This window comes from Streptomyces sp. NBC_00859, from assembly GCF_045161865.1.
Taxonomy (GTDB): Bacteria; Actinomycetota; Actinomycetes; order Streptomycetales; family Streptomycetaceae; genus Streptomyces.
On the sequence record NZ_CP108826.1, the window covers coordinates 3,517,421 to 3,529,311 of the forward strand.

An 11,891-nucleotide genomic window follows, 5' to 3' on the forward strand; every position below is an offset into this window, starting at 1 on the left:
GGGACACAGGGACGCAGGTCAAGGAAGGACCGGCGCCGCCGCAGTCGGCCACGTCATACGGATGACGCCCCCGGACTCGCCGGAAGTCACCTCGACGTCGTCCACCAGACCGCTGATCACCGCGAGGCCCATTTCGTCCTCGCCGTCCGCGGACAGGTCGAGAGACGGGTCGGCGCCCGCCGCGGCCGGAGCGCTGGGCGCCCCGGAACCCGCGGAGGCCGCGCCGCCCGTACTCGGCACTTCGTCCCCGACCTCGATCGAGAAGGACTTCTCCTCCTCGATCAGTACGACCCGGACGGGAGCCTCAATGCCATTGCTGCGGTGGAGACCCACCGCACGGGAACACGCCTCGCCGACCGCGAGCCTCACTTCGTCCAGCACAGCCTCATCGACCCCGGCCCTGCGTGCCACGGCGGCCGCCACAAGGCGAGCAGTCCTGACATGTTCGGGCTGGGCGCTGAAACGGAGTTCAACGGTGGCCATGCGATCCCCCTCAGACGTACGGGCGTGCTTCTCGGGGGTACCGGGCTGGGAGCCCGGTACCCCTGCGTTCTTCCTCCGGAACCGTCAGTCCGTTGCCGCGACGGCATCATCGACCGTGGTGTGGATCGGGAACACCTTGGTCAGACCGGTGATACGGAAGATCTTGAGAATGCGCTCCTGGTTGCAGACCAGGCGCAGCGAGCCCTCATGGGCACGCACGCGCTTCAGGCCGCCTACGAGCACGCCGAGTCCGGTGGAGTCGAGGAAGTCCACGCCCTCCATGTCGACGACCAGGTGGTAACTGCCGTCGTTCACCAACTCGACCAACTGCTCGCGCAGCTTGGGCGCGGTATATACATCAATCTCGCCACCGACCTCGACGACCGTACGGTCGCCACCAGGCCCGGACACATTGCGAGTCGACAGGGACAGGTCCACGGATCCTCCAGCACCTTGCTATCGAGCGGCCGCCCCCTGTGGTCTCCCCGGCGGAGCCAGGGAACGGATCGCCAGCCGCGATGGCATTCAATCACTTACCAGCAGGCATGCACGACGCCTTGAGCCCATTGTCCGTCATGCCGGTGACACACTCGGTGCCGATGGCCAAGAATCACCACTCCAGGCGACCCACCGCGGACACGGGTGCACGACCCGATCCACGGCAGGTACTCGACCGTCTCTCCGCGGGGCAGAGCCGGGCTTCGCGCATCACTCATACGGAGCACCTGCCCCCACGTGCGGGGCGTCATGCCGTCTGGCCCGATCGCATCCGACCGGAAGTGATTGCCGCCATTCGGGCACGTGGCATCGAACATCCATGGGCCCATCAGGCCACAGCTGCCGAGCACGCGCTCGACGGCGAGTCTGTGATCATCGCCACGGGGACCGCATCGGGCAAGTCGCTCGCCTACCTCGCACCGGTGCTCTCAGCTCTGCTCGACGGCTCGGAAGCACCCAACGGGCGGGGGGCCACCGCCCTCTATCTCGCTCCCACCAAGGCCCTCGCCGCCGACCAGCGGCGCTCCTTCCGGGAGCTCGCCGCACCACTCGGGCACGGCATCAGACCAGCCGTGTACGACGGGGACACGCCCGTCGAAGAGCGCGAATGGGTACGTCAGTTCGCCAATTACGTCCTCACGAACCCGGACATGCTGCACCGCGGGATCCTGCCCTCCCATCCGCGCTGGGCCTCCTTCCTGCGCGCCCTGCGGTACGTGGTCATCGACGAGTGCCACACCTACCGCGGCGTGTTCGGCTCGCATGTGGCCCAGGTGATCCGCAGACTGCGTCGTCTCTGCGCCCGGTACGGTTCCGACCCCGTCTTTCTGCTGGCCTCCGCCACGGCGGCTGAACCCGCGGTGACCGCGGGCAGGCTCACCGGTCTCCCCGTTCACGAGGTGGCCGACGACGCGTCACCCCGCGGCGAACTGGTCTTCGCCCTCTGGGAGCCACCGCTCACCGAACTCCACGGCGAGCAGGGCGCCCCCGTACGCCGTAGCGCCACTGCCGAGACCGCTGACCTCCTCACCGACCTGACTGTGCAGGGCGTCCGCTCGGTCGCCTTCGTACGTTCGCGGCGCGGCGCCGAGCTCGTCGCCGTCATCGCCCAGGAACGCCTCGCCGAGGTCGACCGCTCGCTGGTCCCCAGGGTCGCCGCTTACCGGGGCGGCTATCTGCCCGAGGAACGCCGCGCCATCGAAGCCGCCCTGCACTCCGGTGAACTGCTCGGCCTCGCCGCCACCACCGCCCTGGAACTCGGCATCGACGTCTCGGGACTGGACGCCGTCGTGATCGCCGGCTACCCCGGCACCCGGGCGTCCCTCTGGCAGCAGGCAGGCCGTGCCGGACGCTCGGGCAGCGGCGCCCTCGCCGTCCTGGTGGCCCGCGACGATCCGCTGGACACCTACCTCGTCCACCACCCCGAAGCACTGTTCCAGCAGCCTGTGGAATCGACCGTCCTGGACCCGGACAATCCGTATGTCCTCGCCCCCCATCTGTGCGCGGCCGCTGCAGAACTGCCGCTGACCGCATCCGATCTGGACCTCTTCGGTCCGGCGTCCGCCGGGCTCATGCCGCAGCTGGAGGCTGCGAAACTGCTGCGCCGACGGGGAAAATCCTGGTACTGGACCCGGCGGGAGCGGGCCGCCGACCTGGCGGACATCCGCGGCGAGGGCGGCCGTCCCGTCCAGATCGTCGAGGCGGGCACCGGACGTCTGCTCGGCACGGTCGACGAAGCGTCGTCCCACACCGCGGTCCACGACGGCGCCGTTCACCTCCACCAGGGACGCACCTACGTGGTGAAACACCTGGACCTGGAGGATTCCGCCGCCCTGGTCGAGGAGGCAGGCCCGCCGTACTCGACCACCGCGCGGGACACCACCGCCATCTCCGTCCTGGAGACCGACACCGAAATCCCCTGGGGTGCCGGACGCCTCTGCTACGGGTCCGTCGAAGTCACCAACCAGGTCGTCTCGTTCCTCCGCCGCAGGCTCATCACCGGTGAAGTGCTCGGCGAGACGAAGCTGGATCTGCCGCCCCGCACCCTGCGCACCCGAGCCGTGTGGTGGACGGTCACCGAAGACCAGCTCGACGCAGCCCGGATCAACCCGGAACAGCTGGCGGGCGCTCTGCACGCCGCCGAACACGCCTCCATCGGCATGCTGCCGCTCTTCGCCACCTGCGACCGCTGGGACATCGGAGGCGTCTCCGTGCCACTTCACCCGGACACCCTGTTGCCGACGGTCTTCGTGTACGACGGCCACCCCGGCGGCGCCGGCTTCGCCGAACGGGCCTTCCAGACGGCCCGCGAGTGGCTCACCGCGACCCGGGAGGCCATCGCCTCCTGTGAGTGCGACGCGGGCTGCCCTTCCTGTATCCAGTCCCCGAAGTGCGGCAACGGAAACGATCCCCTGCACAAGCGAGGCGCGGTCCGCCTCCTCTCGGAACTCCTCCGGGAAGCTCCCGCCACCGGTTCACCCGAATGAGGGAAGCCAACCGGGCCGGGAGGCCGCCGGGAGGCCGCCGGGAGGCCGCCGGGAGGCCGGAACTCTTCTGAGACGGATACCGGCCTGGCGACTGCTATCCAGCCTGCGAGGGGAACCGGCCGGAGGGCAGGCTCGGCCCCGTGGACGTGCGGGGCAGAGGGCCGCCCGGAGGGGAGGAAGCTCCCGCAGACGGGGAAGCTTCCGCAGATGCTTCGCCCGGTGACGGGAGGGGCGGCGCGGGCCCGGGAAGGGCGCCGCCCCGATCCAGGCCGTACGCCGGGCCCGCCCTCGCTCTGACCTGCGGCGCATACGGGCCGAAGCGTGCCTCGGCCGTGACGTCGGCGATCTCTCCGCTCACCGCACACCGCGCCACCCGAGCCCCCTGCTCCCCGGCCACCTTCGCCGCCGCAGCGCAGGCCCTGCCCTGCCCCTGCAGCGCCCGGTCCGCAGCTGCCAGAGCCGCCAGATCGGCCGCGCCACCCGCACGGTGCCTGGCCGCCACACCCTGCCCCATCGCGAGCAGGGCCGCGAAGACCACGCACAGGGAGGCCATCGCCATGGCTACCCACACAGTCGCCGAGCCGCGATCAGAGGCACGCCCTCCGAACCACCTCACACCGCCACCTCCGATTCGCCGAAGCGCGTCCGCGTCACCTTCGGGCTGCCGCTCCGGATGGGTACGCCGACTCCGGCAGAAACTCCGGGTCCGGCACCCTCTCCACCTCCACCGACCGCACCAGCTCCGTCCGGGGCCCGGCCGACTCCAGCAGCCCTCAGGCCGTCGGAGGTGCCCCGGGCGCCCGGATCCTCCTTTCCACGCGACGTGTCCGGGGCATCGGCAGCGCCTCCGCTGTTCCCCGTACCGGTACCGCTGTCCGCGCCGTCCCCAGCGCCGGAGGGACCCGGCATTCCGGGCTCTGCGAGCGCTGCCGCTTCCGCGCTGAGCGTCAGCGCGATGGTGCCTGGCCCCGGAGTGGGCGCCTCCACCCGGACCCGCCACAACTCCCCTGCGCGGCCTACCGTGATGCGCGCCCCGGGTGGAGCGGCCGACCGTGCGGCGGAGACCGCAGCAGCCCTGGGTTCCGACCTGGCGACCGCCCGCGCACCGATCCGCGCGGCATCGACACACTGGATCTGTGCTGCTGCGGCGGTCAGAGCCCAGACGAGCGTCATCGTGAACAGCACCAGCGCAGGAATCACCACCGCAGCCTCGGCGGAAACCGATCCCCGGTCAGCCGGCCCCGCGTCGATGGGTCCCCTCACGTGGAACTCTCTGCCGAGCCGGCCTCTGATGTCCCGTCCCCCGCCGGCCGATCTCCCGACACCGCGTCGCTCACCGGCTTCAGAACTGCGCATGGAGCGCCTTCTCGACCACCGATTGCAGTGCCGCAGCGACAGGGCCGCTTGTCACCACCTTGTAGAGCACCGCCGCGAAAGCACAGGCCGCGATCGTGCCCATCGCGTACTCGGACGTGGACATTCCCGCGTCCCTGCGGGCCCCGAACCGCAGCGCATGCCACCGGACCCGCACCCGCCTCCATGCTGCTGAGCTCCCCGGCTCACCGAACCCGACCGGCTCGCCCGCGCTGTCCGCCGGCCCTTGTACGTTTTCCATGCCAACCCCCGTGTCTTGTGTCGTCTTTGGCGCGAACGGGCGGTCGCCCGGTTCGCACTCCTCGTCCGGTGCATTCAGTACGTTCCGGCTGTTCAGCCGACCCGTCGCTGCTGCCGTTCCTGGCCTGCCGCACCAGCCGTTCCTGTGTTCCAGCGTTTCCCTCCCGTTCTCCGTCGGGCCGTCAGGAGGCCTTCAGGAGGTGCCCAGCAAGCCCGATCACCACTGGCACCACACCGACTGCCAGGAACGCGGGCAGAAAGCAGAGGCCCACCGGCCCAGTGATCAGGACGCCCGCCCGGCCCGCCTTGTCCTTGGCGGCTCTGGCCCGTTCGGCTCTGAGCCCTGCCGCGATCCGGGCTACGGGATCTGCAGCAGGAGCCCCGGTCGAGGCGGCTCGCTCCAGGCAGCCGGCCAGGGACGCCGCACCCGGCACCGACCCGAACCTCCCCCAGGCCGAGGCGGGGTCACCACCGAGCCGCAGCTCGGCCGCCGTCCGGGCCAGGGTCTCGCCCAGCGGCCCGCCCAGCGATTCCCCGACCGCCTCAGCAGCCTCCCGGGGCGCCGCGCCGGCCGCGATGCACGCAGCAAGGAGCTCGGCAGCGAGTGGTAGTTCACGTGCGGCCTCCTGCGCCCGGCCCTCCTCCGCTCCGGACGGTGAACGTCTGCGCTGCCAGCTCCGCACCCCGTATCCAGCTGCGAGGCCGACGACGCATCCGGCCCATCCCCCGACAAGGACACAACAGGTGACCAGCGCCGCCAGCGGTGCGCCCCACCGGGCGACCCACACCCGGTACTCAGGACGTCGCAGCGCTCTCCCCGGTGCGACAGCCAGGAGCGTGGCGGCCCGCTTGCGTGAGCGCCGTTCGTGCCGCCGCCCGGCGCAGACAAGACCCAGTCGGGCAGCTGCAGCCGAAACGCACAGGACTGCCCCCAGCCTGTGGACAACGTCACCCGGCATCACACTCCCGGCCCCGGCTCCCCCGGTCATACGTCCTCCCCTGCCCGCACGATCCGCCCCGCCCAGAAGAACCCCGCGCTCTCCAGCACCCCGCCCGCCAGCAGGCAGCACAGACCGGCCGGGGTATGCAGCAACGTCCGGAGCGGATCCGCCCCCAGAGCAGCCCCCAGCAAGAGACCGCCCGCCGGGAGCAACGCCAGCACCAGAACCGTCGACCGCGCACCGGCCAGTTCTGCCCGGAGACCCGCCCGTTGGTCGCGCTCGGCACGCAACGCGCCCTCCAGCCCTTCGAGTCCGGCCGCGAGGCCGGCGCCCCCGTCCACCGATACGCGCCAGCACGCGGCCACACCCCCAAGGCCGCCCGCCCCCGGCTCCCGCGCCGCATAGCGCAACGCCTCGGGTACGTCCCCGCCGAACCGGGCCGCTGCCAGTACCGCGGCCTCCGCCGCACCCAGGGCCCCCGAACCCCGCCCGGCAGCCAGTAGCGCCTCTCCTGGCTGTCTCCCGGCCCGCAACTCGGCGGCCACCGCCCCGCACAGCGCGATCACCGCGTCGGTCCGCGCCAGTCGGTCGCGCTTCGCGGCCGCGGCACGCAGTCGCCGGCGCACCAGCGGCACCGCCGCCGCCCCCACCAGTAACGGCAGCACCGATCCGCCCGCTGTCGCCACGGCGCCGGCCACCACCAGACAGAGCCACTCCGGCCCCGGACGGGAACGCACCCGGCCACGGAACGAGCCGCCCCAAGGGGCCCAGCCCTCCCCGGGTCCCCCGGCGAACAGCAGCCGCCCTCTGCGCAGCCCTCGCTCCCGCGCGACCAGCATCCACAGGGCCGCACCCGCACACAGCGCGGCCAGGAAGACCAGAGCCGTCACAACGCACCCCCGATCATGGTCCGCAACCGCGGCCATCCCCGGCCCTCGGTAAAGCCGTCAGCGCCCCAGCACAGCGCCGGCACGGTCATCACCAGCCCTGTCGCGTCCCGCTCCAGCACATGCACCTCAGCGACCCTGCGCCGCCCACTCCGGTCCCGTACGAGATGGACCACGACCGCCAGCGCCGCCGCCAACTGGCTGTGCAGCGCCGACCGGTCGAGCCCGGCGGACGTGCCGAGCGCCTCGAGGCGGGCCGGAACATCGGCTGCGGCATTCGCGTGCACCGTCCCGCAACCGCCTTCGTGCCCGGTGTTCAGCGCGGCCAGCAGCTCGGTGACCTCGGCTCCGCGCACTTCGCCCACCACCAACCGGTCGGGCCGCATCCGCAGTGCCTGACGCACCAGATCCCGCAGGGTCACACGGCCCGCGCCCTCCTGATTCGCCGGACGTGCCTCCAGTCGCACCACGTGCGGGTGGTCAGGACGCAGTTCGGACGAGTCCTCCGCCAGCACGATCCGCTCAGCAGGCCCGACCAGACCCAGCAGGGAGGACAGCAGCGTCGTTTTGCCCGAACCGGTGCCACCGCTGACCAGGAAGGACAGCCGGGCCTCGATCAGAGCCCGCAGCAGCTCGTCACCACGCGGTGGAACCGTGCCGGCCGCTACCAGCTCCCCCAGCGAGAAGGCTTTTGGCCGCACCACGCGCAAGGAGAGGCACGTCGACCCCACGGCCACCGGTTCGAGCACCGCGTGCAGCCGTGTCCCGTCGGGCAGCCGTGCGTCCACCCACGGCCTCGCATCATCGAGCCGCCGCCCGGCCACCGCGGCGAGCCGCTGTGCCAGCCGCCGCACTGCGGCCGCGTCCGGAAAGGCCACACCGGTCAGTTCGAGCCCGCCGCCCCGGTCCACCCACACCCGGTCGGGGGCAGCGACCAGCACATCCGTCACCGCCGGATCGGCGAGCAGGGCCTCCAGCCTGCCCGAGCCAACGAGTTCTGACCGCAATTCCTCCGCGTGCCCCAGCACCTCGGCATCCCCCAGCAGCCGCCCCTGGGCGCGCAGCGCAGCTGCCACCCGTGCCGGTGTGGGCTCTGCCCCGCTCTCCGCGAGCCGCTGGCGTACGGCGTCGAGGAGCGGGGGCGAACCGACCGGAGACGGAAGACCGGCGGACACCGGTACCGGGTTCATGAGGCACCTTCCCCGGCCAGCGCCTGAGCCCAGAACGCAGTACAGAATCCGGCCAGCGGCCCGCGGACCCGGCCGCCCGGCGGGGTACCACCGCTCTCTGCCGCGAGCAGCCCGTCCTCAGCCGGCAGTTCCCCCACGAGGGGCAGGTCCAGCGCCCGTGCGACCCACTCCTCGTCCAGCCCCGGCGCATAGGGCCCGCGTACCACCGCCCGCAGGTCCTGGAGGACCATGCCGGCCATGGAGGCGACCCTGGCCGCGGCAGCCACCGCCCGCAGCTCCCCCGGCACCACCAGGAGTCCGATATCGAGCTGGGCAAGCGCCTCAGCAACGCTCTCGTCGACCCGCCGGGGCAGGTCCACAACAACCACTCCACCGCCCCTCCGTGCGGCCGCCAGAACGGCACGCATGGCTTCCGGGGCGATCACCACCGCGTCCGTCCTGTCCCAGCTGAGGACGCGGAGCCCGTGCAACTCAGGCAGGGATTCCTCCAGCGCGCTCCCGGCCACCCTCCCCTTGGAGCGGGCGAAATCAGGCCATCGCCTGCCCTGTGCGTGTTCTCCGCCGAGCAGCACATCAAGCCCGCCGCCGAGTGGGTCCCCGTCGATGAGGACGGTGCGCCGCCCGCTCCGGGCGGCGGTGACCGCCAGCGCACACGCCAGGGTGGAAGCCCCGGCCCCGCCCCGGCCGCCGATCACCCCGACGGTGAGCGCCTGGTCCCCGGCGCCTTCGGCGACATCAGCGATCCGCTCCACGAGCCAGCTCTCGGCGTCCGGCAGCCGCAGCACATACTCGGCACCGATCTCGACGGCCCGCTGCCAGACATCAGGGTCGTCCTGGTCCTTGCCCACGAGATACACACCTGGTCTGCGGGTGCTCCCACTTACGCGGGAAGCCGCGTCGTCCCCCACGAGGATCAGCGGCGCACCCTCCCAGCCGCCCTTGTGCTCCGGCACCCCGTGATGAACCTCCGGTTCCGCGCCGGCCGCGGCGCACAGCCGCAGCAGGTCGTCGAGGAGCACCGCGTCCTCGGTGACGATCAGCGGTCCGCCCCGCTGCCTCCCAGCAGGCGGCATCCGATCCGGTGTGATGGATCCAGCCACGATCCGGTCTCCCTCCACAGTGATTCCTTCCGGCCACGAAGTCGCTGCGAACGGCAGCTGACTTCGCGATGGGAATCACCGTGCAGAGATCCTGGAAATTAAGTGGATCTTGCTCAAAAACTGTGAACAACTCACTGGTTGTGAATATCTCCCCCACTCTTATCGGTGACTTCCGGAGAGCAGCGCAACGACTACGCAGCGTCACTCGTATGTAGTGTCGAGGACCGTCGGAGTCGACCGGAGGAGAGTGCCGCGGATGACCGCAGAACCGCTGCTGACGCGGGAGGAACGCCCGAAAACGTGTCCGGACATGCGACGACCCCAGCCGGGGGGGAGAGCTGGGGTCGTCCCCACGTCCGACTCGGGGGGGGGAGGAGCCGGACGGGGATAACACGGTCGCGAACGATCCGTGACTTCCATGGTGTACCCGAGAGCCTTCTCAGGCAAACCCACGCGCCGACGCGTAAGCCGAATGGCGGGCACCTATGCTCAGAGTTGTGGAAAACCACTCGTCGCCCCGTACCGCTGCCTTCTTTGACCTCGACAAGACAGTCATCGCCAAGTCGTCGACGCTGACCTTCAGCAAGTCGTTCTATCAAGGCGGCCTGATCAACCGCCGGGCAGTGTTGCGCACCGCGTATGCCCAGTTCGTATTCCTGGCCGGTGGCGCAGATCACGACCAGATGGAGCGCATGCGTGCGTACCTCTCCGCCCTGTGCAAGGGCTGGAACGTCCGACAGGTCAAGGAGATCGTCGCCGAGACCCTGCACGATCTCATCGACCCGATCATTTATGACGAGGCCGCTTCACTCATCGAGGAGCACCACACGGCAGGACGCGATGTGGTGATCGTCTCCACCTCGGGCGCCGAAGTGGTCGAGCCGATCGGGGAGCTCCTCGGGGCCGACCGTGTGGTCGCCACCCGGATGGTGGTCGGCTCCGACGGGTGCTTCACGGGCGAGGTGGAGTACTACGCCTACGGCCCCACCAAGGCCGAAGCCGTGAAGGAGCTCGCCTCTTCGGAGGGGTACGACCTGGCGCGCTGTTACGCGTACAGCGACTCGGCGACCGATGTGCCCATGCTCGAGTCGGTCGGCCACCCCTACGCGGTCAACCCGGACCGGGCGCTCCGCCGCGAGGCGTCCGCACGCGACTGGCCGATTCTCGTCTTCAATCGTCCGGTTCGGCTGAAGCAGCGACTGCCGGCCCTGAGGATGCCGCCACGGCCCGCCCTGGTGGCAGCTGCCGCCGTCGGCGCCGCGGCAGCCACAGCCGGCCTTGTCTGGTACGCGAACCGAGGGGACCGGAGCCAACGCAGAAGGGGTCCTTTCGCCCGGATTTGAGGCGGAAAGCAAAGAAGTGGAGCGAGGCCTTCCCATCTCCCCGCGATGAGGAGTACAAAGGAATCAACGGCCCGCGAGACCAAGGACATCCGCGAGGATCACCTGAAACCGCAGAAGGCCCCACGGACCGAGCACAAAAACCGAGTACCCACGCGACGTCGACCCGTCGATTACGGGCCAGCCGCACCAGGTACACGGGCGAAGATCCCGGCCTGATGGGCAATATTTCGAGGACGCCTGGTAACCCGGTGGACGTGCCAGCGGCGGCACCTATGAGGTGCCGCCGCATCTTTCTGGCCTGCGCGGCGCCAAGGGCTGTCCCGTAACCGCTGATGTATGAGCGCGCATCGGACGCGGCACATCGCGAGGCGGAGGGACGTTCGCACACTGGACGTTCGTGCGTCCGACAACGTGACGAGGCGCCGTAGCCGTCGTCGCCCGCCCCGCCCGCCAGGGGTTGCGCGACAGCCCTAAGCCGCCCCGCGCTGAAGCGCCTCGCAAACGGCCGTCGATTCCCGGACGCCGAGCTCCACCGCTCGACCGCAGTGCACGATCCACGCGGCCATACCCTCCGGCGTCCCCGACACGTAGCCGTCCAGCGCCGCGACGTAGGCCGCACGACCCAGCTCCGCGTGGCCGACCTCCGCAGGGCAGATGGACTTGGGGTCGAGGCCACTGTTGATCAGCACGACCCGCTCCGCAGCTCGCGCGACCAACCCGTTGTACGAGGTGAAGGGGCGCAGCGCGAGCAGCTCGCCGTGCACCACGGCCGCTGTCACCAGGGCCGGAGCCGCACTGCCTGCGATGACCAGCTGCGAAAGGCCTTCCAGCCGGGCAGACACCTCGCCGGCCTCCGGCAACGGGAGTTCGATCAGCGGCTCGTCAGCCTTCTCGCCGGCAAGCCGCGGCCGGCCGACCGCGTCACCCGAGTCCGCGGCCGCAACCAGATGCAGGCGCGCCAGGACCCGTAGCGGTGACTGCCGCCAGATGGACAGCAGCTGGCCGGCCTCTGCCGACAGTCGCAGCGCCGCACCGACCGCCAGCGCCTCGGCATCACCGCCGAAGTCCGTTCGCCGGCGCACCTCCTCCAGCGCCCAGTCCGCTCCCGCCAGTGCGGCCGACCCGCGCGCGGCACGCAGCGCAGCCTCTCCCGTGACCTCAGTGCTGCGGCGTCGCATGACGCGGTGCCCGTAGACCCGGTCGACAGCTTTGCGCACGGAGTCGACAGCGGCGCCCACACCTGGCAGCTGCCCCAGTGCGGCAAGAGGATCTGAGTGATCTGGAGGAGTCACCGGGGCTCCGGCGGCCGCCTTCCGGGAGAACGCAGTCATAGGAAGCGAGGCTACGCG

General features: G+C 70.8%; 12 protein-coding genes. 2 read left to right on the forward strand and 10 right to left on the reverse strand.

Going from position 1 to position 11,891, the window contains the following annotated elements:
• Positions 1-18 precede the first annotated feature (18 nt).
• Positions 19-483, reverse strand: coding sequence for an ATP-binding protein (locus OG584_RS15150; protein ID WP_405778355.1), 465 nt, complete (start codon positions 481-483; stop codon positions 19-21).
• Positions 484-567: 84 nt separating this feature from the next.
• The gene (locus OG584_RS15155; protein ID WP_328318827.1) at positions 568-921 is read right to left on the reverse strand and encodes an STAS domain-containing protein; all 354 of its coding nucleotides are present in this window, start codon (positions 919-921) and stop codon (positions 568-570) included.
• 80 nt (positions 922-1,001) lie between these two features.
• Here OG584_RS15155 and OG584_RS15160 point away from each other — a divergent pair, with 80 nt between their 5' ends.
• The gene (locus OG584_RS15160) at positions 1,002-3,467 is read left to right on the forward strand and encodes a DEAD/DEAH box helicase (protein WP_405778356.1); all 2,466 of its coding nucleotides are present in this window, start codon (positions 1,002-1,004) and stop codon (positions 3,465-3,467) included.
• Between the two features lie 94 nt (positions 3,468-3,561).
• Here the strand turns inward: OG584_RS15160 and OG584_RS15165 are convergent, their stop codons facing one another.
• The 7 genes from OG584_RS15165 to ssd all read right to left on the reverse strand — a co-directional run bounded on the left by OG584_RS15165 (position 3,562) and on the right by ssd (position 9,172).
• Positions 3,562-4,026 (reverse strand): Rv3654c family TadE-like protein, encoded by a 465-nt coding sequence (locus tag OG584_RS15165; RefSeq protein ID WP_405778357.1) that lies wholly within the window; start codon positions 4,024-4,026, stop codon positions 3,562-3,564.
• A 53-nt stretch (positions 4,027-4,079) separates the two neighbouring features.
• Positions 4,080-4,823, reverse strand: coding sequence for a TadE family type IV pilus minor pilin (locus OG584_RS15170; RefSeq protein WP_405778358.1), 744 nt, complete (start codon positions 4,821-4,823; stop codon positions 4,080-4,082).
• A complete protein-coding gene (locus tag OG584_RS15175) occupies positions 4,810-5,082 on the reverse strand; it encodes a DUF4244 domain-containing protein (protein WP_405778359.1) in 273 nt (90 codons plus the stop codon). Before OG584_RS15175 ends, OG584_RS15170 begins: the two co-directional genes overlap by 14 nt.
• Before the next feature lie 181 nt (positions 5,083-5,263).
• Positions 5,264-5,764 carry a type II secretion system F family protein gene (locus OG584_RS15180; RefSeq protein WP_405778360.1) on the reverse strand — a complete coding sequence of 167 codons (501 nt, stop codon included), beginning with the start codon at positions 5,762-5,764 and terminating at the stop codon, positions 5,264-5,266.
• A 302-nt stretch (positions 5,765-6,066) separates the two neighbouring features.
• Positions 6,067-6,948 carry a type II secretion system F family protein gene (locus tag OG584_RS15185; protein WP_405778361.1) on the reverse strand — a complete coding sequence of 294 codons (882 nt, stop codon included), beginning with the start codon at positions 6,946-6,948 and terminating at the stop codon, positions 6,067-6,069.
• Positions 6,909-8,099, reverse strand: a complete 1,191-nt coding sequence (locus OG584_RS15190; protein WP_405778362.1) for a TadA family conjugal transfer-associated ATPase — start codon at positions 8,097-8,099, stop codon at positions 6,909-6,911. The genes OG584_RS15185 and OG584_RS15190 overlap by 40 nt, the downstream gene beginning before the upstream one ends.
• Complete coding sequence (gene ssd, locus OG584_RS15195) at positions 8,096-9,172, reverse strand: septum site-determining protein Ssd (protein WP_405784083.1); 1,077 nt, start codon at positions 9,170-9,172, stop codon at positions 8,096-8,098. Before ssd ends, OG584_RS15190 begins: the two co-directional genes overlap by 4 nt.
• Positions 9,173-9,684: 512 nt before the next feature.
• Here ssd and OG584_RS15200 point away from each other — a divergent pair.
• Positions 9,685-10,542 carry an HAD family hydrolase gene (locus OG584_RS15200; RefSeq protein ID WP_405778363.1) on the forward strand — a complete coding sequence of 286 codons (858 nt, stop codon included), beginning with the start codon at positions 9,685-9,687 and terminating at the stop codon, positions 10,540-10,542.
• 470 nt (positions 10,543-11,012) lie between these two features.
• Here the strand turns inward: OG584_RS15200 and OG584_RS15205 are convergent, their stop codons facing one another.
• On the reverse strand, positions 11,013-11,873 hold the full coding sequence (locus OG584_RS15205; RefSeq protein WP_405778364.1) for an oxidoreductase: 861 nt from the start codon (positions 11,871-11,873) through the stop codon (positions 11,013-11,015).
• Positions 11,874-11,891 lie beyond the last annotated feature (18 nt).

Bases quoted from the DNA above. Each gene is read 5' to 3' on its own strand.
- OG584_RS15150 (WP_405778355.1), bottom strand. From the start codon at position 483: ATGGCCACCGTTGAACTCCGTTTCAGCGCCCAGCCCGAACATGTCAGG.
- OG584_RS15160 (WP_405778356.1), top strand. From the start codon at position 1,002: ATGGCATTCAATCACTTACCAGCAGGCATGCACGACGCCTTGAGCCCA.
- OG584_RS15165 (WP_405778357.1), bottom strand. From the start codon at position 4,026: ATGGCGATGGCCTCCCTGTGCGTGGTCTTCGCGGCCCTGCTCGCGATG.
- OG584_RS15170 (WP_405778358.1), bottom strand. From the start codon at position 4,823: ATGCGCAGTTCTGAAGCCGGTGAGCGACGCGGTGTCGGGAGATCGGCC.
- OG584_RS15175 (WP_405778359.1), bottom strand. From the start codon at position 5,082: ATGGAAAACGTACAAGGGCCGGCGGACAGCGCGGGCGAGCCGGTCGGG.
- OG584_RS15185 (WP_405778361.1), bottom strand. From the start codon at position 6,948: ATGGCCGCGGTTGCGGACCATGATCGGGGGTGCGTTGTGACGGCTCTG.
- OG584_RS15190 (WP_405778362.1), bottom strand. From the start codon at position 8,099: ATGAACCCGGTACCGGTGTCCGCCGGTCTTCCGTCTCCGGTCGGTTCG.
- ssd (WP_405784083.1), bottom strand. From the start codon at position 9,172: ATGCCGCCTGCTGGGAGGCAGCGGGGCGGACCGCTGATCGTCACCGAG.
- OG584_RS15200 (WP_405778363.1), top strand. From the start codon at position 9,685: ATGCTCAGAGTTGTGGAAAACCACTCGTCGCCCCGTACCGCTGCCTTC.
- OG584_RS15205 (WP_405778364.1), bottom strand. From the start codon at position 11,873: ATGACTGCGTTCTCCCGGAAGGCGGCCGCCGGAGCCCCGGTGACTCCT.